Here is a 19,682-nt window from a genome sequence, read left to right on the forward strand (position 1 = left end):
TCACGATATCGGGGGTGACCCTGGTATCAGTGGGCGGCGGCGGCGCGGGTGGCGTCGGCCAGGAGGCCGTGGCGCGACGGCCCCGCGAGGCCGGCGTGGTAGAGGTGGATCTCCTGTGCCCCGGCCTCGACCAGCCGCCGGACGTGCGCGGTGGTCTCCTCGGGCCGTACCGGGGGGAGCACGGTCACGTAGGCGCCGACCGCGACCTCCTCGGGGAGCAGCCGGTGCGCGAGCCGCACCCTGTCGGGGGACTCCGGCCCGGTGGGCCAGCACTGCACCACGACGGTGTCGACCTCCTTGCCCGCGTGCGGGGTGAGCCCGGGGTTGGCGCCGGTGGCCCAGGGGTCGGGGCTGGCGTGCAGGCTGACCCGGAGCCCGGGAAGCGACTCGACGACCTGGTGGCGCAGCTCGTCCGCCGCCTCGTGGCGCACGGCGAGGAGCGTGGCCGCCATGCCCGGGTCGAGGTCGTGCTCGTGGGAGCGCACGGCGGCGCGCAGGTCGCGCACCGTCCGCGCGGTGTCGACGCCGCGCGCGGCCCAGCTCGCCTGGCAGGCCGAGCAGCAGCAGACCGACAGCATGCGCCGGGCCCGCGCGTCGTAGGCGCCCTCCGTCTTTTCGTGGTGGCCGCCGTGGTCGGCCCCGAGCTGCCCGCAGGCCTCCAGGAGCACCCCGGCGAGCGGCAGGTCGCGTACGGCCTCGGCGGCCAGCGTGGCGGCGTAGTCGCGCACCTCGGCGTGCGAGGGGCACAGCGCCCAGGGATAGGGCTGCCCGAAGCAGTTGACCACGCTGAGGTCGGGACGCGCCTCGCCGAGGAGGGAGTTGTGCGTGAGCACGATCCAGGCCGTCACCGGCACCCCGGCGTCGGTGAGGACGCGCGTGGCCGTGCCGAAGGAGTCGGGATCGTCCATCCAGCCGGGCGCGCCGGGCACGAGGCGCCTGCCCGCCCAGGCCTCCTCGCGGACGGGCCGGTACAGCGCGGAGTGCCTCGCGTCGAGATAGGCACGCTCAGGATGCCAGGGAGTCGCGGCCCTGACCGTGTGGTAGCCGGCGGCGAGGTTCACCCCGTCGCAGCCGAGCGCCTGGACCCGTCCGGTGAACAGCGGATCGCCGATCACGTCCCACGGGTAGGCGTGCACGAGCACGCGCATTGCCACCGCCTCCCCACGAGGGGCCCTCACCCAACAAATGGCGTTGTCCAGGCATATCGATTCGGCCGGACGGAGTCAATGGCTGCGAGTGATCGCGTTCGGAAGGCATCCGGTCCGTATGTGCGCCGGGGGGCGATCCCGGTCGCCGCCCGTCTGGCCTGTCAAGGGTTCTCGGCTCCAAGAAGCGCGTACGTTTCTGTCGATCATCCGATTCGCCTCCGGGCCGATCAGGAGGATGGTAGGTGTAGCCGATTCGAGGAGGCGCACGTGGATTTCCGGCTCGAGGACCGGTACGGCCGTCAGGAAGGCCGTGTCCACCTGACCGGCATCCAGGCACTGGTGAGGCTCCCGCTCGACCAGCGCCGCCGCGACCGGGAGGCGGGGCTGCGCACGGCCGGGTTCGTGTCCGGCTACCAGGGCTCCCCGCTGGGCGGCTACGACCTGGAGCTCGGGCGCAACCGCGCGCTGCTGGACGAGCACGACGTCGTCCACCGGCCGGGCCTCAACGAGGAGCTGGCCGCCACCTCGGTCGCGGGCACCCAGCTCGCCGCGACCCTCTCGGGGTTCCGCCACGACGGGGTCTTCGGCATCTGGTACGGCAAGGCCCCCGGCCTCGACCGGGCGACCGACGCCATCAGGCACGCCAACCTGGCGGGCACCCACCGCCACGGCGGGGTGCTCGCGCTCGTCGGGGACGACCCGGTGTCGAAGTCCTCGACCGTGGCCTCCGCCTCCGAGGCGGCGCTGGCCGACCTGCTGCTGCCGGTCCTTTACCCGGCGGATCCCGCCGACATCCTCGACCTCGGCCTGCACGGGTTCGCCCTGTCCCGGCACAGCGGCCTGTGGGCCGCGATGAAGATCGTGACGAACGTGGCCGACGGGGCGGCGACCGTGGACCTTCCCTCCGCGCGGCCGATGCCGGTGCTGCCGGACGTGGAGCTCGACGGCCGGCCGTACCGCCACGTGCCGACCGCGCGCATGCTGAACCCCGTGCCGCTGGAGCTGGAGCGCTCGGTGCACCACGCCCGGCTGGAGGTCGCCCGCGCGTACGGCCACGACAACGGCCTCAACCGCGTCACGGCCGGCCGGCCGGGCGACACGATCGGGCTGGTGGCCGCGGGGAAGACCTACCTCGACCTGCGGCAGGCGCTCGCGATCCTCGGCCTTGGGGACGACGAGCTGGCGCGCCGGGGCATCCGCCTGCTGCGGCTCGGCATGCCCTGGCCCCTCGACGGCCGCACGGTCAGGGAGTTCGCCGCGGGGCTCCGCGAGATCGTGGTGGTCGAGGAGAAGCGCGCGTTCGTCGAGCAGCAGATCAAGGAGACGCTGTACGCGGCGCCCGACCGTCCCGCCGTCCTCGGCAAGTCGGACGAGGACGGCCGCGCGCTGTTCCCCGTGGGCGGCGAGCTCGGGCCCGACCTGATCGCCCGCAGGCTGGCCCGGCGCCTCGGCGTCGAACCGCCGCCGCGTGCCCGCAGGGAGTCCATCCAGCTCCTGCCCGTCATGCCCCGCACGCCGTACTTCTGCTCGGGGTGCCCGCACAACCGCTCCACCAAGGTGCCCGAGGGCACGCTGGTGGGCGCCGGCATCGGCTGTCACACCATGGTCGTCTTCATGGACGAGTCCCAGGCCGGGGAGGTCAGCGGGATCACCCAGATGGGCGGCGAGGGCGCCCAGTGGATCGGTATGGAGCCCTTCCTCGACCGCGACCACATCGTGCAGAACATCGGCGACGGCACCTTCCTGCACTCCGGCAGCCTCGCCGTGCGGGCGGCGGTGGCGGCGGGCAGCCGCATCACCTTCAAGCTGCTCTACAACTCGGCGGTCGCCATGACCGGTGGCCAGCGCGCCGTCGGCGGCATGGCCGTGCCCGAGATCACCCGCCTGCTCGCCGCCGAGGGCGTACGGAAGATCATCATCACCGCCGAGGACCCTGCGCGCTACCGGGGCGTGCGGCTCGCGCCCGGCGCCGAGGTCTGGCACCGCGACCTGCTGGTACGGGCGCAGGAGACGCTCGCGGGGGTCGACGGCGTCACCGTGCTCGTGCACGACCAGGAGTGCGCGGCCGAGAAGCGCCGCAAGCGGCGGCGCGGGCAGGCGGTGGCGCCCGCGACGCGGGTGGTCGTCAACGAGCGGGTCTGCGAGGGCTGCGGCGACTGCGGGTCCAAGTCCAACTGCCTGTCGGTGCAGCCGGTGGACACCGAGTTCGGCCGCAAGACCCGCATCCACCAGGCGAGCTGCAACGTCGACTACTCCTGCCTGGACGGCGACTGCCCGTCCTTCCTCACCGTCACCCCGGCGGCGGACGCCGCGACCCGCGGCGGGAGCGCCGGCTCGCGCGGCGCGCGACCATGGGAGGCGCCGGAGGAGGCGCCCGAGCCCGAGCCGCGGGTGCCGGCCGACCGGTTCGCCATGCGGATCACCGGGGTCGGCGGCACGGGCGTGGTCACGCTCGCCCAGATCATCGCGGTCGCCGCGACGCTGGACGGCAAGCACGTCAGGAGCCTGGACCAGACGGGCCTGGCGCAGAAGGGCGGCGCGGTCGTCTCCGACGTGAAGATCACCACCGAGCCCGCCGAGGAGTCCAACAAGATCGCTGACGGCGCCTGCGACCTGTACCTCGGCGCCGACCTGCTCGTCGCGGCCGACGCCGCCAACCTCGCGGCGGCGTCGCCCCGGCGGACGGTGGCGGTGCTCTCCACGGCCGAGGTCCCGACCGGCCGCATGGTCGCCGATCCTGGCCTGGCGTTCCCCGAGGCCGGGGGAGTGGTGTCCCGCGTGGTGTCGGCGTCCCGGGGCGAGGCCGCCGTGGTGATGGACGCGCACGAGCTCGCGAGCCGGGTGCTCGGCGACGATCAGTACGTCAACCTGGTCCTCCTCGGCGCCGCCTACCAGGCCGGGGCGCTGCCCGTATCCGCCGCCTCGCTGGAGCGGGCGATCGAGCTCAACGGCGTGGCCGTGGCGGCCAACGTGCGGGCCTTCCGGCTCGGCAGGCACGTCGTCCACAGCCCCAGAGACGCCGGCCTGCCGGCCGCTCCGCCCGCCGAGGGCGTCGCCGCGCCGGTGCTGCCCGGCAGCGAGGCGGAGGCGCTGATCGACCTGGTCAAGGCCGAGCCGGGAAGCGAGCTCGAACGGCTCGTCACCGTGCGGGTGCCCGAGCTGATCGCCTACCAGGACGCCCGTTACGCGGAGCGGTACGCCCAGCTCGTCGGGCGGGTGCGGGAGGCGGAGGCTGCGGTGACCGGGGACACCGCGCTGGCCGAGGCCGTGGCGCGCCACCTGCACAAGCTGATGGCCTACAAGGACGAGTACGAGGTCGCGCGGCTCTGCCTGGATCCGGCGGTCCTGGCCGGCGTCGGAGAGCGGTTCGGCGCCGGGGTGAAGGTGCGCTGGCGCCTGCACCCGCCGCTGCTGCGGGCGATGGGCATGCGCCGCAAGATCTCCCTGGGGCCGTGGTTCCGCCCGGTCTTCCGCCTGCTGTACGCCATGCGCCGCCTCCGGGGCACCCCCTTGGATCCCTTCGGCCGCGCGCATGTCCGTAAAGTCGAGAGAGGGCTGATCGAGGAGTACGCCGCCCTGGTGGAGGAGTGCGCCGCCGGGCTCACCGCCGAGACGCACGGCCTCGCGGTCGAGCTGGCCGGCCTGCCCGACCTGGTCCGGGGATACGAGCAGGTGAAGCTCGCGGGCGTCGAGCGCTACCACGAGCGGCTCGCCGAGCTCCGGGGGCCACGCGAGTCGAGGTAGGAGGCATGAAACGGGTTCACCGGGAGAGGGAGGGGGAGACCGGCACCAGCACGTGTGGGGGATGCGAATGGGACAGCAAGTGGCCAAGGAGCGGTTCTCCGAGGCGGAGTACGGGCGTTTCGGGGAGCGCCTGAAGGACTCCCTCCTGTCGCTGCGCGAGCTGCTCGGCAGGCCCGGGTTCGGCGCCGGGCCCGCGACCATCGGCGCCGAGCTGGAACTCTTCCTGATCGACGCGGACGGCCGCCCGCTGCGCCGCAACAAGGAGGTGCGCGCCGCGGCGGGGGACGACCGGGTGGTCCTGGAGCTGGGCAGCTTCAACCTGGAGGTCAACCTCACCCCCCTGCCGCTGGCCGGACGGCCCTTCACGGCCCTCGCGGCCGAGGCGCGCGAGATGATGCTCGTGCTCGACAAGGCGGCCCGCTCGCAGGGCGGCAGGGTGGTGCCCATCGGCATCCTGCCCACGCTCACCGTGTTCGACTTCACCCGCGACGCCCTGAGCGACGAGACCCGCTACCGGGCGCTCAGCCGGGGGATGCGGCGGGTGCGCGCCGAGCCGTTCCGGGTCCAGATCCACGGTGTCGAGCGCCTGGAGCTGGAGGTCGAGGACGTCATCCTGGAGAGCGCCAACACCTCCTGGCAGGTCCACCTGCGCACGCCCCCGGCCGACTTCGCGCGCGTGTACAACGCCGCCCAGCTCGCCATCGGGCCGGTGCTCGCGGTCAGCGGCAACTCCCCGTCCTTCCTCGGCCGCGACCTGTGGGAGGAGACCCGCATCGCGCTGTTCGAGGCCTCGGCCGACGACCGCGACATGGAGCGCCCGTGGCGGGTGGACGGCCGCGTGTGCTTCGGCTCCGGCTGGGTGGAGCATGGGGCGGAGGAGCTGTTCGAGCTGAGCGTCCGCGAGTACGAGCCGGTCATGCCCGTGATGGACGACGAGGACCCGATCGCGGCCGTACGTGCCGGCGGGGTGCCCCGGCTCGCGGAGCTGCGGCTCCACCAGGGCACGGTGTGGCAGTGGAACCGCCCCGTGTACGACCCGGCGGGCGGCGGGCACCTGCGGGTCGAGCTGCGCGCCCTGCCGGCCGGGCCCACCTGCGTCGACATGGCGGCCAACGCGGCGTTCCTGCTGGGCCTGGTGGCGGCGACGGCGGCCGGTCCCGAGTGGACCGAGGGGTTCCCCTTCGCCGACGCCTACCGCAACTTCTACCGCGCCGCCCGCAACGGGCTGGACGCCACGCTGGCCTGGCCGGGACGTGCGGAGCCCGCCCCGGCCGCGGAGCTGATCCTCGAACTGCTGCCGGTGGCGGAGGAGGGCCTGGTGGCGGCCGGGGTGGACGGGCCGGAGGCGTCCAGGCTGCTCTCGATCATCCGCGAGCGGGTGCTGCTGCGCCGTACCGGCGCGGTCTGGCAGCGCGAGGCGCTGGCGGCGCTGGGGGAGGAGCCGGGCGCCCGGGCGGCCATGCTGGCGCGCTACCGCGACCTGGCCTTCACCGACCAGCCGGTGCACACCTGGCCCGGCCCGCTCCGCTTCTGAAGGAGGGGCCGGTCGCTCTACTGCTGCTCGGGGTCGTCGCCGGTGAGGGAGCTGCCGTAGCTGAGCGCGACGAGCTGGGCCACGGCGCTGTGGGCGCCGAGAGGCTCCGAGCACCCCGCGCCCACCGACTCGGCCGCCGCGGTGATCTTCTGGAGGTCGATCTCGGGGCCGATGAGGAACGGGGCCAGGGCCAGGCGTGAGGCGCCGATGTTGCGCAGCCGCTGGGCGGCGTCCCCGACGCCGGGGGAGGCGTCCAGCGAGGCCGCCACCACGGGGAGCGTGAGCCGCGCGGCCAGCAGGACGACCGTCGCGTCCGCGGCGCGCACGGCCTCCTGGCCGCCGACCGTGGCGACGATGATCCCGTCGACCGGGGCGGCGATGTTGAACAGGCGCATGCGGTCGGCGCGGGCGAGGCCGTTCTCGGAGAGCTTGACGTGCAGGGCCTCGGCGAGCAGCGGGTGGGGGCCGAGCGGGTCGGCGATGGTCGTCAGGACGTCGCTGTCGGCCACGGCCTCCCGGATGGCCCGGTAGACCTGCTGGTGCGGCCCGGTCACGAGGGGCACCACGATGGCCGCCGGCGACTCCTTCGGCCGGTCGATGGCGCACTCGGTGAGCGTCTCGGCGAGGCTGGTCTTGCTGTCGCCGAGGTGGATCAGGCGCACGTCGAGCTGGGGATGCTCGACGCCGACAATGGTCTTGATGGCCGCGGGGACGTCGCCGGCGGTGCCCGGCGCGGCCAGCACGAGCGCGGGCGCGTCCGGAGGCAACTGCGCGGGCACCGGCCGCCGGTGCCGGCCGGAGCTGGTCCGGAACGAGCGTTCGCGGACCGGAAGCTCCTGTGGAGCGTGATGACCATCGTTCACATCGGCGGATTTTACGGGGTATGGGGCAAAAGTTAAGTCTGATTCGCCGCGACGCGCGGACGGAGACCGATCTTTCTCCCGGAAGATCGCTGACATATTGGGGCTCGATCGTCCGCACGGTACCAACGGTCCGTAATCATTCGAGATCATGATGGGGGTGGCGGGTCTGCCCTGCGTGTCAGTGGTGTGCCGTACCGCTGACACCGATGCCGTGCGGCGTCCGTAAAGTTTTTTTCGCCCCCGGCCCCGGCGAGGCCGCTCATCCCGGTTCGGGCGTCAGCGGCGTTGGTCGCAGGACCTCACGCGTTCGGCGTCCGCCTGCTCGCCCGGCGTCAGTTCCAGCGCGTTGCGGGTGAGCGCCAGCACCAGCAGGGCCAGCACCGCGCAGACGTCCATCGCCAGGGCCATGGGAACGGCGCTGCGGTCGCCGCGCAGCCCGGCCAGCGCGGCCACCAGCGCGCCGAACGCGAACTGCGCGGTCGCCAGCAGGGCCGAGGCGGTCACGGCGGCGTGGGGAGCGCGCCCGATCGCGAGGGCGCCGGCGTTGCCCAGCACCAGCCCGAGCGAGGAGACGGCGACGAGCAGCAGCGGAAGGCCCGTCACGTCCGACAGCAGGCCGGTCACGGCCAGCACGCACAGCGCGGCGGCGGCCACGAACAGGATGGCCAGCCCGGTCTGCAGCAGTCGGTGCGGGGAGAAGCGGTACACCAGCCTGGCGTTGACGGTGCTGGCGAGCATCAGGCCCAGCGCGTTGAGGGCGAACGCGAGCGAGAAGGTGGCCGTCGTCAGGCCAAGGAGGTTCTCAAGGACGAAGGGCGACGCGGCGACGTACGCCATCAGGGCCCCGAACGCGAGCGTGAACGCCAGGGCGTACCCGAGGAAGGGCCCGTCGAGCAGCAGGCCGCGGACCACCCGGGCCGTCGCGTCGACGTCCGCGGCGCGGCGCCGGTGCGCGGGCACCGTCTCGGGGACGGCGACCAGGGCGGTGAGGAACATCAGCAGCGACAGCAGGGCCAGCGCCGCGAACACCCCGCGCCAGCCCGTCGTGCCGGCCAGAATGCCCCCGGCGAGCGGGGCGACGACGGGCGCGACGCCCAGGACCGCCATGAGGACGCCGAAGACCCGCGCGGCGTCCCTGCCCCGGGCGGTGTCCGAGATGACGGCGCGGCCGATCACGATGGCGGCCGACCCCGAGAGCCCCTGGACGAACCGCGCGGCGATCAGCACCCCGATGGTGGGGGCCAGGGCGCACACGGCCCCGGCCGCCGTGCACAGGGCCAGGCAGACCAGCAGGGGCCCGCGCCGGCCGAAGTGGTCGGACAGCAGCCCGATCGAGAACTGGCCCAGCGCCAGCCCGAGCAGGAACGCGCTGATGGTCAGCTGCACGCCCACCGCGGAGGTGCGCAGGTCGCGCGCGATGGGAGGGAAGCCGGGCAGGTACATGTACAGGGCGAACGGCTGGAACGCCGACAGCAGGCCGAGCACGGCGACCAGCGCGGGCGCGGGGCCGGTCGCTCTTGGTGTGCCGGGGGGGGCGGTAGCGGACATGAGGACTCCATCGAGGCGATAGGACCGGCGCCACCGGCTCGCCGGCTCGGAGTCTTCGCGGTGTCCGGGGCTACGTCGAGGCCATCTTTCGCAAGGCTACGCCTCTGACCTGGGGAGACACCGGCCGGGCATGACGGGCCCGTCTCAGGGGGCTTTGCGCCCGATGCCGCCGACGGACCAGACCGCCTCGGGGTCGCCGGGCTGGTCTCCGGGGTCGGGCCGCCATGCCGGGATGTAGACGACACCCGGCTCGACCAGCGAGAGGCCCTCGAAGAGCCGCTCGACCTCTGCCTTGGTGCGGAGTTGTTCGCGACGCGGGCCGGAGACCACCCCGTCGTCCTGGTAGAGGGCGGCGAGCTTCGCGGTGGTCTCGGGCCGGGGGTCGGAGACGCTGTGGGCGATGACGATGTGGCTGCCGGGGACGACGGCGTCGCGGAACCGCCCGACGATGCGGGCCACCAGCTCGTCCTCGGGGACGACGACCAGCGTGAAGAGCAGCAGGATCGCGACCGGCTCGTCCAGATCGATCAGGCTCTTCAGCCGGGGATGGCCGAGGACCTGATCAGGGTCGCGCATGTCGGCCTCGACGACCGCCGTGCGCTCGTCGTCCTCCAGCAGGGCCTGGGAGTGGACGACGACCACCGGGTCGTTGTCGACGTAGGCCACGCGCGAGCCGGGGGCCGCCGCCTGGGCGACCTCGTGGACGCTGCCCTGCGTCGGCAGGCCGCAGCCGATGTCGACGAACTGCCGGATGCCGGCGCCGGCGAGGTAGCGCACGGCCCGGTCGAGGAACCGCCGGCCCTCGCGGCACATGATGGGGAGCTCGGGCGCGAGCTCGAGCGCCCGCCGCGCGGCCTCCCGGTCGGCGGCGAAGTTGTCCTTGCCGCCCACGAAGTAGTCGTACATGCGGGCTTCGTTGGGGATGGACGGATCGAAGCCGAGTCGTTCGAGCTTCGAGAACGCCGTCATGATCCCCCCTGTTCTGCCGAATGCCGATGTTAGCGCCGGTTCGGGGGGCGATATCCGTCTTTTCCGAAAAGCGGGTGACGTAGGCGGCAGGGGGTGCTATTCCAGCAGGGGAGGGCTGGTAACGACCTCCAGGTGCCGCACGGGGTGGGTCTGACTCCCGGGGAGGGTGAAACCGGCCCACACGGCCTTGCCGGGGGAGCCCAGCGGGGCCCATCCCCACTGGTGGCTGATGCCCGCGACGACCTGCAGCCCGCGCCCGCCCTCGGAGACGAAGTCGAGGTCGCGTGGCGTGGGGAACTCGTCGCTCGGATCGGTGACCACGCAGATCAGGGACCGCTCGGTGAGGGCGAGGATGATCCGTACGGGTCGTCCTGAGTACACGGCGGCGCGGCTGCTCAGCCCGTGCCTCAGCGCGTTGATCACCAGCTCGCCGATGACGAGCTCGGCGTCGTCCAGGAGCTCGTCCAGTTCCCAGGCGCGCAGCGTGCTGGTCGTGAACCTGCGTGCGGTGCGTGCCGCGTAGGGGTCGTGCCTCAGCTCGCAGAGCGCGAGCTGCAGCCGTTCGGGGTTCTCCTCGCCGCCGACCGCCCACGGGCCCGACGAGGAAAGGACGTGGTCGAGCGAGGCGAGCCAGTCTTCCCAGCTGTCGTTTCCCACCTGCGTGGGTTTAGTCCGTTGTGTCCCGTACCCAGTCATAGGCGAGCCCTGTGAGGTTAGGTCGATCTCAGCATGGAGTTGTAGCTAGTTGGACATATTGCTCCCTTTTGGTGTGCAGGTGCAAGTACCGATGCACGTGCAAACGCACAGAGGTATGCTGTCGCTTGAGGGTGGAAGCACCCATCTGGGTGTCCTCGTTCCGGTGAAAGGCCTGAGATGACGGATGTCAGGGTTCGTCGGGTTTTCGGGGATATGTGAAGAGGCGAGATGGACGAGATCTCCAACGGCATGGCCGCGTCCGCGATCGAGGGGGCGCGCTGGCGCAAGAGCGCCTACAGCAACCCGAGCGGCAACTGCGTCGAGGTGGCCCCGCTGCCGGACGGCGGAGTCGCCGTCCGGAACTCACGGCATCCAGGGGGCCCGGCACTTATTTACAGCCGGGCGGAAATGGCCGCGTTCATCCTGGGCGCCAAGAACGGCGACTTCGATGACCTGGCCTTTTGACCCAAATCTCAGCTACGGAGGGTTCAAAATCGTAGCCTAAGGGTGATGTTGGGGTATATCCGGATTAGAGCGCCGAGGGTATCGTGAACTTCTCTGTGACCGCGAGAAGTGAGACGACACCGCTGTTCTAAGGAATGGACATGATCACTGCCCGAGCCGAAGGGGACGAGACCCCGCTCAACATGATGGCTCGGGAGCGAGGCAGCTCGACGGTCCTGCGCATCCTGCTCGGATCCCAGCTGCGCCGCCTCCGTGAGAACCGCGGCATCACCCTAGAAGCCGCCGGGCACTCCATCCGGGCCTCGCACTCCAAGATCAGCCGGATGGAGCTCGGCCGGGTCAGCTTCCGCGCGCGCGACGTCGCCGACCTGCTGACGCTCTACGGGGTCACCGAGGAGAGCGACCGCGAGGGCATGCTGTCCCTGGTCGCGCAGGCCAACCGCCCCGGCTGGTGGCACAACTACGACGATGTCCTGCCGAACTGGTTCGAGGCGTACGTCGGCCTGGAAGAGGCCGCCACCCGCATCCGGAGCTACGAGGTCCAGTTCATCCCCGGCCTGCTCCAGACCGAGGAGTACGCCCGCGCGGTCGTCCTGCTCGGCCACCCGGACGGGACCGAGGAGGAGATCCAGCGGCGGGTCGACCTGCGGATGGCCCGGCAGAAGCTGCTCGGCAGGCCCAACGCGCCGCACCTGTGGGCCGTGATCGACGAGGCGGTGCTGCGGCGCCCCCTCGGCGGTGCCGAGGTCATGCGCGGCCAGATCAGGCACCTCATGGACGTCATCGCGTCCCCCAACGTCACCGTGCAGGTCATGCCGTTCAGCGCGGGCGGCCACGCCGCCGCCGGCGGGCCGTTCAGCATCCTGCGGTTCTCCGAGCGCGACCTGCCCGACGTGGTCTACCTGGAGCAGCTCACCAGCGCGATCTACCTCGACAAGCGCGACGACCTCGACCGCTACCAGGCCGTCATGGAGCGCCTGTGCATCGACGCCGTCCCGGTGTCCGACACCAAGCGCGCCCTCACCCGCATCCTCGACGAGCTCTGATCGGACCGGGGGCCGGAGGCGACGGGCCGCCGTCGCCTCCGGGCCGGGCCGGCGAAGATTCAAAGGCCGGATCGCCACGCCGTACCGTACGGCCGGCTGTTCGCGCACTTCACCGCTTGGGCTTCCAGTCCGGGTGGCCCGGCATCGGCGGGGTCTCGGCGTCATAGATCCAGCTGTTGATGTATCCGGTCAGATCCTTGCCGCTCACCCGGTTCGCGACGTTGATGTAGTCCTGGGTGGAGGCCGAGCGGCCGCGGAACTCGTTGAAGAAGGTCTTCTCGATCTTTCGGAAGGTGTCCTCGCCAACGATCTCCCGCAAGCCGAACAGCATCAGCAAGCCTGCCGTGTTCGTGCCGACCAGCACGTCCCGCGCGTGCATCATCTTCCCCGGGGGGCCCGACTCGACCCGCTTGTCACCGTCGAACACGTAGCGGGCACGCAGACCGCGATCGGGGTCGTCGAGGTCGCGATAGCCCATCTCCACGGCATAAAGAAGCTGGTAGAACTCGGCGTGGCCCTCGCTGATCCACATCTGGTTCCAGTCGCGCACCGAGACGGCGTCACCGAAGTACTGATGGGCCAGCTCGTGCATCATGGTGATCGCGTCGTTCTGCATGTCCTCCTTGGTCACGCGGCCTTTCAGGTCGGTGCCGGTGAGGCTTTCGACGGCGTAGGTGGAGATGGTCGCGGCCTCGAGTGCGACACCGTTGTAGTCTTCGGGCACTCCGAGCACGCCGTAGGTCTCGAAAGGATAGGGGCCGAGCCGCTTCTCCAGCCAGGCCATCTGGTCGGGTATGCCGCTGACGAGCTTGCGTGTCTTCGTGGCCTGGTCGGTGGCGACGTAACTGCGCAGCGGCAGATCTCGGGGCCCCTTGTCCTTGATCAGCGTGAACCGGCCGACGGCCGCCTGTACGACGTGGGTCGGGATGGGGTCGCGAGTGGAGAACGTGTAGGTGACGCGGCCCGCCTTCTCCTTGACTGAGCGGAGCGTGCCGTTCGCGACCGCCTGGAGACCCTTGGGGGTGGTGATGCGGAAGGTGAGCTTCGCCTTGTCGCTGGGGTGGTCGTTGCTGGGGAAGTACAGGTGGGCTCGGTCCGGCTGGCCCATGACCGCGAAACCGTCCTTCTTTTCGACCCAGGCCGTGCGGTGCGGCTCTTCGTCCTTGGGAAAGGCGGGGGACTGCGGGTTGGCGCCGCGGTCCACCCGGAAGGAGACGTCCACCTGGAACGGCCGTCCCTTGGGCAGGATCTGCTCCGGTGTGATCAGCAGCTTCTCACCGGCAACGCGGAAGTCGGCCGGATGCCCTGCCACGGCGACCTTCGTGATCTTTTCCATCCCCGCGTCCAGGCTGAAAGCGGACAAGGCCTGTGTCGCGGTGGCCGTGATCTTCACCGAACCGTCCATCTTCGTGGTGCCGCTCCGGTAGTCGTAGCGCACGTCGTACGAGCCGACGTCATAGCCGCCGTTACCCAGGTAGGCGAAGAGCGGGTCCTTGGCGGTCTGCGCACCGGGCTTGGCGGCCCCGGACGGCGCGGCCGCCGCGGTCGAGCCGCATCCGGTCGCCGCCGCCAGAATCATGGTCATCGACAGTGCGGCCAGCGCACCGGGCGTTCGAGAAGGGAACATGACCGCCATCCTGTGAGACCCGGGTATCCACACCGTCGAAGCCGCGTAGCCGCCGGCACTCGGCCGTGTATCAGGTGTGCATCACGGGCTGACCGGCCAGGCGCTCACCGGGAGGCCAGCTCCTTCCGCACAGCGGTGATCAGCCTGTCGCCGGCGTCCAGTGTGGCGTACTTGCCCGCCGTCGGGTTGGTGCCCGGGCTCTGGGCCAGGACGACGCCGAGCACCAGGCGCGTCCTGCCGTCCATCTCGGCCTTGACGGCCCACATCAGGTTGCCGCCCGCCGCGGTGCCCGACCCGGTCTTGACGCCGATCACACCGGGTCTGTCCAGCAGGGTGTTGGTGTTGCGGAGCACGCTCGGGTCGCCCGGCACCGTTGTCTCGGTCATGGCGACGACCTGACGGAACACCTCGTCCTTCATCACCTGCCGGGCCAGCTTCAACTGGTCGACCGCCGTGCTGACCGTGGAATCCTCGTTGCCGCTGGCGCCGGTGTAGACGGTGTCGGCCATGCCGAGGCCGGCCGCGGCGGCGTTCATCTTCGCGACGAAGGCCTCCTGCGATCCGGCGTCCCAGCGGGCCAGCAGCCGGGCGACGTTGTTGCCGGACGGGATCAACATCAGCTCCAGCGACCGGCGCAGCGACAGCCTCTGCCCTTCCCGTACGGGCGCGGTGGACTCCCGCCCGGACAGCGACTCGGTGGCGGCGGTCCTGTCGACCTCGATGAGCGGACCCGCCTCGCCGTCCTTGAGCGGATGATCCTTGAGGATCACATGGGCCGTCATCACCTTGGTCACGCTGGCGATCGGCACCGGCCTCATCTGGCCGCTCGTGCCGAGGCCGCCCACGCCGACCACCTCGATGCCGGCCTGCCCTTCGCTCGGCCACGGCAGTGACAGGTCGATGACAGGCCGGGGAGGTGCGGCCCGGACGTCACTGCGGGCCGAGCCGACGCAGCCGGACACGCCGGCGACCATCAGGGCGAGGACGCAGGCCCACAGCACGGAGCGGACGACGTTATGACGGGCGGAACACATGGCGGGGACCTCCACGAGCGGTCGGTTCACGCCTCGATCGGGCGCTTACCGGCCACTTTCGGCCGCGGAGGTGTCGACCCTGCGGAAGCGGCTCATCAGCCACCGCTCAGGTGCGTATCGGGTGTGTATCAGGCGCGTATGTCAGCCCGGGAGGTGGAGCGTGACGATCGCGCCGCCGTCCGGGGCGTTGGCGAAGACGAGCTCGGCGCCGATCACCTGGGCCTGGCCGAGAGCGATGGTCAGGCCCAGACCGTGGCCCTGGCCGCGTTCGGCTCTACCGGTGCGGAAGCGTTGCGGACCGTCGGCCAGCAGGTCATCGGGAAAGCCCGGCCCGTGATCGCGGATCACGATCGTCCGGCCGCTCACGCCGACCTCCACCGGAGGCCGGCCATGCCGGTGCGCGTTGGCGACGAGGTTGGCGATGATCCGGTCCAGGCGGCGCGGGTCGGTGTCGGCCACGGGGTCGCCCTCCACCGTCAATCGGGCGGTGAGATCGAGGCGGCGCAGCGACTCGGCGGCGAGGCCACCGAGCGGCACGGGGTAGCGCTCGGCCTGCTCGGCCCCCGCGTCCAGGCGGGAGATCTCCAGCAGGTCCTCCACCAGCGACCGCAGTACGCCGACCCGGTCGCGAACCAGGTCGGTCGCCTCGCCGCCGGGCAACAGCTCGGTCGCGGTGAGAAGCCCCATCAGCGGGGTGCGCAGATCATGGGCGACGTCGGCGGTGAAGCGCTGTTCGGCGAGCAGCCGCCGCTGCAAGGTCGCCGCCATGGAGTCGACGGCCGCCGAGATGCCGGCGATCTCGTCACGGCCGCCCGCCTGGGTACGGGCGTTCAGGTCCCCGTCCGCGATGAGCCGCGCGGTGGCGGCCACCCGGCGCAGCCGCCGGTTCGGCAGCTCGGCGGCGAGCGCCGATACGGGCACGACGACGGCGAGCGCGGCCAGCGCGGCCTTCACCATGTTCCGGTCGAGGGCCTGCAGGCTCCTCAGCTCCGTTCCCATGTCGATCTTGGCGGTGACCACTTGGCCTCCCACCGGCCTGGCGGCCCACATCCAGGGCCGGCCAGGCCGTTCCTCGCCGTACCAGGTGACCGGCTCGGCGGACGTGAGCCGCTGCCGCAGCTCCTCAGGAAGCTCGGCCGGATCCTTCAGCGCGTCGCCCGGCGCCGTGCCGGTGCGCGCGTATTCGTCCGCCACCTGCGTGACTGCCAGCTCCGCGGCGCCTTCGCCGATGCGGAGCGACCGGTCGAAGGTCGCCCGATGCACCAGCACCCCGACCACGGCCGCGACCGAGCAGGACGCCATGGCGACCAGTACGGCGATCTTCCACCGCAAGGAGGCCGGATTCATGAACGGCGCAGCTTGTAGCCGAAGCCGCGCACCGTCTCGATGCGCTCGGCGCCGATCTTCTTCCGCAGCCGCTGCACGCACAGGTCCACCACGCGGCTGTCGCCGTCCCAGCCGTAGTCCCACACGTCGCGCAGCAGCGTCCGGCGGTCCAGCACGAGCCCGGGGTGGGCGGCGAACTCAAGGAGCAGCCGCAGCTCGGTTGGGGCCAGCGCGACGGGCCGTCCGGCCCGCCACACCTCAAGGGCGCCGCTGTCGATGGTCAGATCCCCGAAGGTGAGCGTGGACGGGTCGGCGCCCCCGATGCCGACGGAGGCGCCGGTGGATTCCGGCTGCGGGGTGAAGGTGGCCCGCCGCAGCAGGGAGCGGATCCTGGCCACCAGCACGGGCATGTCGACCGGCTTGACGACGTAGTCGTCCGCGCCCGCCTCCAGGCCCGACACCACGTCCAGGGCGTCGCCCCGCGCCGACATCATCAGGATCGGCACCATGCTGGATTCCCTGACCTTGCGGCACAGGCCGATGCCGTCCAGGCCGGGCAGCATGACGTCCAGCAGCAGCAGGTCGTGCCCGCCGTCCTGGAAGGACTCCAGGCCGCTCAGGCCGTCACCGGCGGTGGACAGGCGGTAACCGTAGCGCTCCAGCGCCATGCCCACCGTCTTGCGGATCACCTCGTCGTCCTCCACCAGCAACACCGTGATGGGCGACGAGGCGTCCAGGATCGTTCCCGCCACTAGAGCGCCACCACCCGGGTCGGGCCGGTGGTGCCGTGCTCGGCGTCGATGGGCCCGGGTCGGCGAGGATTCACAGGTTGGGATGCCACGCTGTACTTTACGGCCGCCTGTCCGCGCACTTCACCGCTTGGGCTTCCAGTCCAACTCGTGCGCCGCGGTCGAACCGTACGGCGGTGCCGCCCGGGGCGTTGTCAGACGGTTCCAGGAGAGGACATTCAGCGGCGGGTCGTCCGGCCGGGGGCGGAAGCCGTCGTCGAGGGCGGGCGCGGTGGCTTGGCTATCCCCTTCCCACGACGAACCCGGGGGTGAACTCGACCGGCAGGGCGGACAGGCCGCGCATCTGTATGGACGTCCGCCATACCAGTGAGTCGGCGGCCACCGCCAGCATCACGTCCGGGAGCCGGTCCAGGAGCACCTCGACGGCCGTGTGGGCGATGACCTCGGCGAGTTCCGGCGCCGGGTGCGGGCATCCGTGCTCGCCGTGGCCGAAGGACATGTGCGCGTGGTTCCCGGCGGAGCCGCCGTACAGGTCCGGCCGGACCTGCGGATCGGAGTTCGCGGCGGCCAGGCCGAGAATGAGCGCGTCGCCGGCCCGGATGCGCTGACCGCCCAACTGGGTGTCGTGAACCGCCCAGCGGCCCAGGCTGTTCTGACTGGGCGAGTCCTCCCACAGCACTTCGTTCAGCGCCTGGCCGACGCTGCGGCGGCCTCCCGACAGAGTCACGGAGAACCGTTCGTCGGTCAGCATCAGTCGCAGGGTGTTCCCGATCCAGTTGGCCGTGGTGTCCTGCCCCGCGGTCATCACCAAGATCAGATCCTGGATGAGCTCCTCGTCGGCGAGCGCTGCGGAGTGCGCCATCAGACGTGAGGGTATGTCCGGGCCGGGGTGTTGGCGCTTGCTGTCCAGTAACCGCTGCATGGTGGCGTGGACCCGCTGATAGGCCTCCATCGCGCCCTCTCCGCCGTTCAGCGTCGCGCTCACATCCCATACCAGGCGTGGCGCCTCGGATTCGGGCAGGCCGAACATCGTGGCGACGACCAGCAGAGGCATCGGGTGAGCGTACTGGGCCATCAGGTCGGCCACGCCGCTGCCGGTGAACGCGTCGATCAGGCTGTCGGCGATCCGCTCGCACTGGGATCTCAACTCGAACTGATCGACGGCGGTAAGGGCATCACTCACGGCCCCGGCACGCCGCTGGTGCTCGGGTCCCTCGCTGAACAGCATGGAGGGCTGGTAGCCGACGTACGCCATCAGCGGCCAGTCGGGCGGGATGCGATCCCAGGCGTTCCAGCGGCGGGAGTCGCGGGCGAAGAGCACGGGATTGCTGAGGACCTGGCGGAGCTCGCGGTATCCGATCACGAGCCACGCGGGTACGTCGCCCTCCAGCAGGACCGGGACGACCTGCCCATGTCGCTGCCTCATCTCCCGGTACAGCTGAGCCGGATTCTGGTGGAACCGGGTTCCGTGCAACGCCATGGCTCCCGCATGGGCCGGGTAACCCGCCGGCGCCGGCGAGGCGGGGAACCACGAGGCCGAGTCGGGTGAGTGGTCGGTGTTCGTCATGGGGTCCCCTCCCGGGCGGAGGACAGGGCGAAGAGGTGGTTGACGAGGGTGATCAGCACGGTCTTGCTGGACTCACGACGGCGAGCGTCGCATTCGATCAGCGGGACGTCATCGGAGAGGGACAACGCCTCCCGTACTTGTCCCAGGGGGTGCACCGGTTCGCCGAAGTTGTTGCGGGCGACGATGAACGGCATTCCGTGGTGCTCGAGGCGGTCGATGGCGTACCAGGAGTCGGCCAGGCGACGGGTGTCCACAAGGACGACCGCCCCCAGAGACCCCGAGAACAGCCGGTCCCACAGGAACCAGAACCGTTCCTGGCCCGGAGCTCCGAACAGGTACAGCACCATCTGCTCGTTCAGGCTGATGCGGCCGAAGTCGAAGGCCACCGTGGTCGTGGTCTTGGCCTCCACCCCGGTCGCGTCATCGATCCCTACGCCCGCGCCCGTCATGGTCTCTTCGGTGCTCAGCGGGCGGATCTCGCTGACAGAGCGGACCATGGTCGTCTTGCCCACACCGAACCCGCCGACGACCACGATCTTGAGTCCGGTGTTGGCCGTGCTTCGTAACGGCGTGTGCGCTGATTGCTCAGAGCTTCTGAAGTCCAACAAGCACCTGCTTCAGGAGTTCGGGATCGGGCAGTTGAGCCTTGGCGGGAGCCGAGGGCGGATGGCGGGCGGTGATGCGCCCGGCGTCGAGCAGGTCACACAGCAGGATCTTCACGACGCTCACCGGCAGTCGCAGCTCCGAGGAGATCTCCACCACCGCCTTCGGGCGGCGGCACATCCGGAGGATGTTGAAATGCTCGGACTGCATGCCCGGCGTGGGATCGCTTTCGCTCACGATCAGCGTGACCAGGTCCATGACGCTCTCGCCCGCGCGGCTGCGCCCGCCGGTGACGGTGTACAACCGGTCCGGGTTCTCGCCGTCGACTCGCCGCGAGGTCATAGCGGTCGGCTACTCTGCTGGGGCGTGCGTGGCGGGGCGGTCAGATACTCGCCGATCTGCTCGATCAGCTCATTCATGTTGTGCCCGATGATGCCGGGGTCCGCGTCATCGCTCGCCACGACGGCGAGATGGGCTCCCTCTCCCGCTTCCACGATGAACAGAAGCCCGCCGTGGAACTCCGTCATGGACTGCCGCAGCCCGCCGGTGCCATCACCGAACTCGATGGACGCGCCATGAGACAGGCTCTGGATGCCCGAGGCGATGGCGGCCAGCTGGTCAGCCCGGTCCACGCTCAGCCCGTACGTGTGGGAAAGCTTGAGGCCGTCCTTCGACAGCACCAAGGCGTGCCGGGTCTGCGGCGTCCTCTGCAGGAGGTTCTCCAGCAACCAGGCGAGGTCGCGGTCTGGGGTTCTCATCGGGA

17 protein-coding genes are annotated in these 19,682 nt (G+C 71.1%); 4 read left to right on the forward strand and 13 right to left on the reverse strand.

Features of this window, described 5'->3' with window-relative positions:
• Window positions 1-26: 26 nt before the first annotated feature.
• Window positions 27-1,148: a hypothetical protein gene (locus tag ACOZ38_RS14475; protein WP_424531105.1), complete on the reverse strand. Its 1,122-nt coding sequence runs from the start codon at window positions 1,146-1,148 to the stop codon at window positions 27-29.
• A 267-nt stretch (window positions 1,149-1,415) separates the two neighbouring features.
• Between ACOZ38_RS14475 and ACOZ38_RS14480 the strand changes: the two genes are divergently transcribed.
• Together ACOZ38_RS14480 and ACOZ38_RS14485 are read left to right on the forward strand one after the other, a co-directional pair.
• On the forward strand, window positions 1,416-4,892 hold the full coding sequence (locus ACOZ38_RS14480; protein ID WP_424531107.1) for an indolepyruvate ferredoxin oxidoreductase family protein: 3,477 nt from the start codon (window positions 1,416-1,418) through the stop codon (window positions 4,890-4,892).
• A 67-nt stretch (window positions 4,893-4,959) separates the two neighbouring features.
• On the forward strand, window positions 4,960-6,426 hold the full coding sequence (locus ACOZ38_RS14485) for a glutamate--cysteine ligase (RefSeq protein ID WP_424531109.1): 1,467 nt from the start codon (window positions 4,960-4,962) through the stop codon (window positions 6,424-6,426).
• A gap of 17 nt (window positions 6,427-6,443) precedes the next feature.
• Here the strand turns inward: ACOZ38_RS14485 and ACOZ38_RS14490 are convergent, their stop codons facing one another.
• From ACOZ38_RS14490 to ACOZ38_RS14505, 4 genes are all read right to left on the reverse strand, one after another.
• Entirely contained in the window at window positions 6,444-7,289 is an 846-nt protein-coding gene (locus ACOZ38_RS14490) for a sirohydrochlorin chelatase (RefSeq protein ID WP_424531110.1), read from the reverse strand.
• A gap of 276 nt (window positions 7,290-7,565) precedes the next feature.
• Window positions 7,566-8,837: a multidrug effflux MFS transporter gene (locus tag ACOZ38_RS14495; RefSeq protein WP_424531112.1), complete on the reverse strand. Its 1,272-nt coding sequence runs from the start codon at window positions 8,835-8,837 to the stop codon at window positions 7,566-7,568.
• A gap of 144 nt (window positions 8,838-8,981) precedes the next feature.
• Complete coding sequence (locus ACOZ38_RS14500) at window positions 8,982-9,806, reverse strand: SAM-dependent methyltransferase (RefSeq protein ID WP_424531114.1); 825 nt, start codon at window positions 9,804-9,806, stop codon at window positions 8,982-8,984.
• Between the two features lie 96 nt (window positions 9,807-9,902).
• Window positions 9,903-10,463, reverse strand: coding sequence for an ATP-binding protein (locus tag ACOZ38_RS14505; RefSeq protein ID WP_424531116.1), 561 nt, complete (start codon window positions 10,461-10,463; stop codon window positions 9,903-9,905).
• Window positions 10,464-10,730: 267 nt separating this feature from the next.
• Between ACOZ38_RS14505 and ACOZ38_RS14510 the strand changes: the two genes are divergently transcribed.
• Window positions 10,731-10,967, forward strand: coding sequence for a DUF397 domain-containing protein (locus ACOZ38_RS14510; protein ID WP_424531118.1), 237 nt, complete (start codon window positions 10,731-10,733; stop codon window positions 10,965-10,967).
• A gap of 140 nt (window positions 10,968-11,107) precedes the next feature.
• Complete coding sequence (locus ACOZ38_RS14515) at window positions 11,108-12,013, forward strand: helix-turn-helix domain-containing protein (protein WP_424531120.1); 906 nt, start codon at window positions 11,108-11,110, stop codon at window positions 12,011-12,013.
• Between the two features lie 109 nt (window positions 12,014-12,122).
• On the opposite strand, the gene ACOZ38_RS14520 is transcribed toward ACOZ38_RS14515, so the two are convergent.
• From ACOZ38_RS14520 to ACOZ38_RS14555, 8 genes are all read right to left on the reverse strand, one after another.
• The gene (locus tag ACOZ38_RS14520) at window positions 12,123-13,640 is read right to left on the reverse strand and encodes a M1 family metallopeptidase (RefSeq protein WP_424531121.1); all 1,518 of its coding nucleotides are present in this window, start codon (window positions 13,638-13,640) and stop codon (window positions 12,123-12,125) included.
• Between the two features lie 104 nt (window positions 13,641-13,744).
• Window positions 13,745-14,704 (reverse strand): D-alanyl-D-alanine carboxypeptidase family protein, encoded by a 960-nt coding sequence (locus tag ACOZ38_RS14525; RefSeq protein WP_424531123.1) that lies wholly within the window; start codon window positions 14,702-14,704, stop codon window positions 13,745-13,747.
• Between the two features lie 111 nt (window positions 14,705-14,815).
• Window positions 14,816-16,021: a sensor histidine kinase gene (locus ACOZ38_RS14530; protein ID WP_424531125.1), complete on the reverse strand. Its 1,206-nt coding sequence runs from the start codon at window positions 16,019-16,021 to the stop codon at window positions 14,816-14,818.
• Entirely contained in the window at window positions 16,018-16,752 is a 735-nt protein-coding gene (cseB, locus tag ACOZ38_RS14535) for a two-component system response regulator CseB (RefSeq protein WP_424531127.1), read from the reverse strand. Before cseB ends, ACOZ38_RS14530 begins: the two co-directional genes overlap by 4 nt.
• Before the next feature lie 277 nt (window positions 16,753-17,029).
• Window positions 17,030-18,316: a cytochrome P450 gene (locus tag ACOZ38_RS14540; protein ID WP_424531128.1), complete on the reverse strand. Its 1,287-nt coding sequence runs from the start codon at window positions 18,314-18,316 to the stop codon at window positions 17,030-17,032.
• The gene (locus ACOZ38_RS14545; RefSeq protein ID WP_424531129.1) at window positions 18,313-18,921 is read right to left on the reverse strand and encodes a GTP-binding protein; all 609 of its coding nucleotides are present in this window, start codon (window positions 18,919-18,921) and stop codon (window positions 18,313-18,315) included. The genes ACOZ38_RS14540 and ACOZ38_RS14545 overlap by 4 nt, the downstream gene beginning before the upstream one ends.
• Window positions 18,902-19,261: a DUF742 domain-containing protein gene (locus ACOZ38_RS14550; RefSeq protein ID WP_405147145.1), complete on the reverse strand. Its 360-nt coding sequence runs from the start codon at window positions 19,259-19,261 to the stop codon at window positions 18,902-18,904. The genes ACOZ38_RS14545 and ACOZ38_RS14550 overlap by 20 nt, the downstream gene beginning before the upstream one ends.
• On the reverse strand, window positions 19,258-19,677 hold the full coding sequence (locus ACOZ38_RS14555) for a roadblock/LC7 domain-containing protein (protein ID WP_424531131.1): 420 nt from the start codon (window positions 19,675-19,677) through the stop codon (window positions 19,258-19,260). Before ACOZ38_RS14555 ends, ACOZ38_RS14550 begins: the two co-directional genes overlap by 4 nt.
• Window positions 19,678-19,682 lie beyond the last annotated feature (5 nt).

Origin of the sequence: Sphaerisporangium viridialbum (assembly GCF_049674955.1) — a bacterium.
Taxonomy (GTDB): domain Bacteria; phylum Actinomycetota; class Actinomycetes; order Streptosporangiales; family Streptosporangiaceae; genus Sphaerisporangium; species Sphaerisporangium viridialbum.

Excerpts from the sequence above, each read along its gene's own strand:
- ACOZ38_RS14475 (WP_424531105.1), bottom strand. The coding sequence starts at position 1,148 with ATGCGCGTGCTCGTGCACGCCTACCCGTGGGACGTGATCGGCGATCCG.
- ACOZ38_RS14485 (WP_424531109.1), top strand. The coding sequence starts at position 4,960 with ATGGGACAGCAAGTGGCCAAGGAGCGGTTCTCCGAGGCGGAGTACGGG.
- ACOZ38_RS14495 (WP_424531112.1), bottom strand. The coding sequence starts at position 8,837 with ATGTCCGCTACCGCCCCCCCCGGCACACCAAGAGCGACCGGCCCCGCG.
- ACOZ38_RS14500 (WP_424531114.1), bottom strand. The coding sequence starts at position 9,806 with ATGACGGCGTTCTCGAAGCTCGAACGACTCGGCTTCGATCCGTCCATC.
- ACOZ38_RS14510 (WP_424531118.1), top strand. The coding sequence starts at position 10,731 with ATGGACGAGATCTCCAACGGCATGGCCGCGTCCGCGATCGAGGGGGCG.
- ACOZ38_RS14515 (WP_424531120.1), top strand. The coding sequence starts at position 11,108 with ATGATCACTGCCCGAGCCGAAGGGGACGAGACCCCGCTCAACATGATG.
- ACOZ38_RS14520 (WP_424531121.1), bottom strand. The coding sequence starts at position 13,640 with ATGTTCCCTTCTCGAACGCCCGGTGCGCTGGCCGCACTGTCGATGACC.
- ACOZ38_RS14530 (WP_424531125.1), bottom strand. The coding sequence starts at position 16,021 with ATGAATCCGGCCTCCTTGCGGTGGAAGATCGCCGTACTGGTCGCCATG.
- ACOZ38_RS14540 (WP_424531128.1), bottom strand. The coding sequence starts at position 18,316 with ATGACGAACACCGACCACTCACCCGACTCGGCCTCGTGGTTCCCCGCC.
- ACOZ38_RS14550 (WP_405147145.1), bottom strand. The coding sequence starts at position 19,261 with ATGACCTCGCGGCGAGTCGACGGCGAGAACCCGGACCGGTTGTACACC.
- ACOZ38_RS14555 (WP_424531131.1), bottom strand. The coding sequence starts at position 19,677 with ATGAGAACCCCAGACCGCGACCTCGCCTGGTTGCTGGAGAACCTCCTG.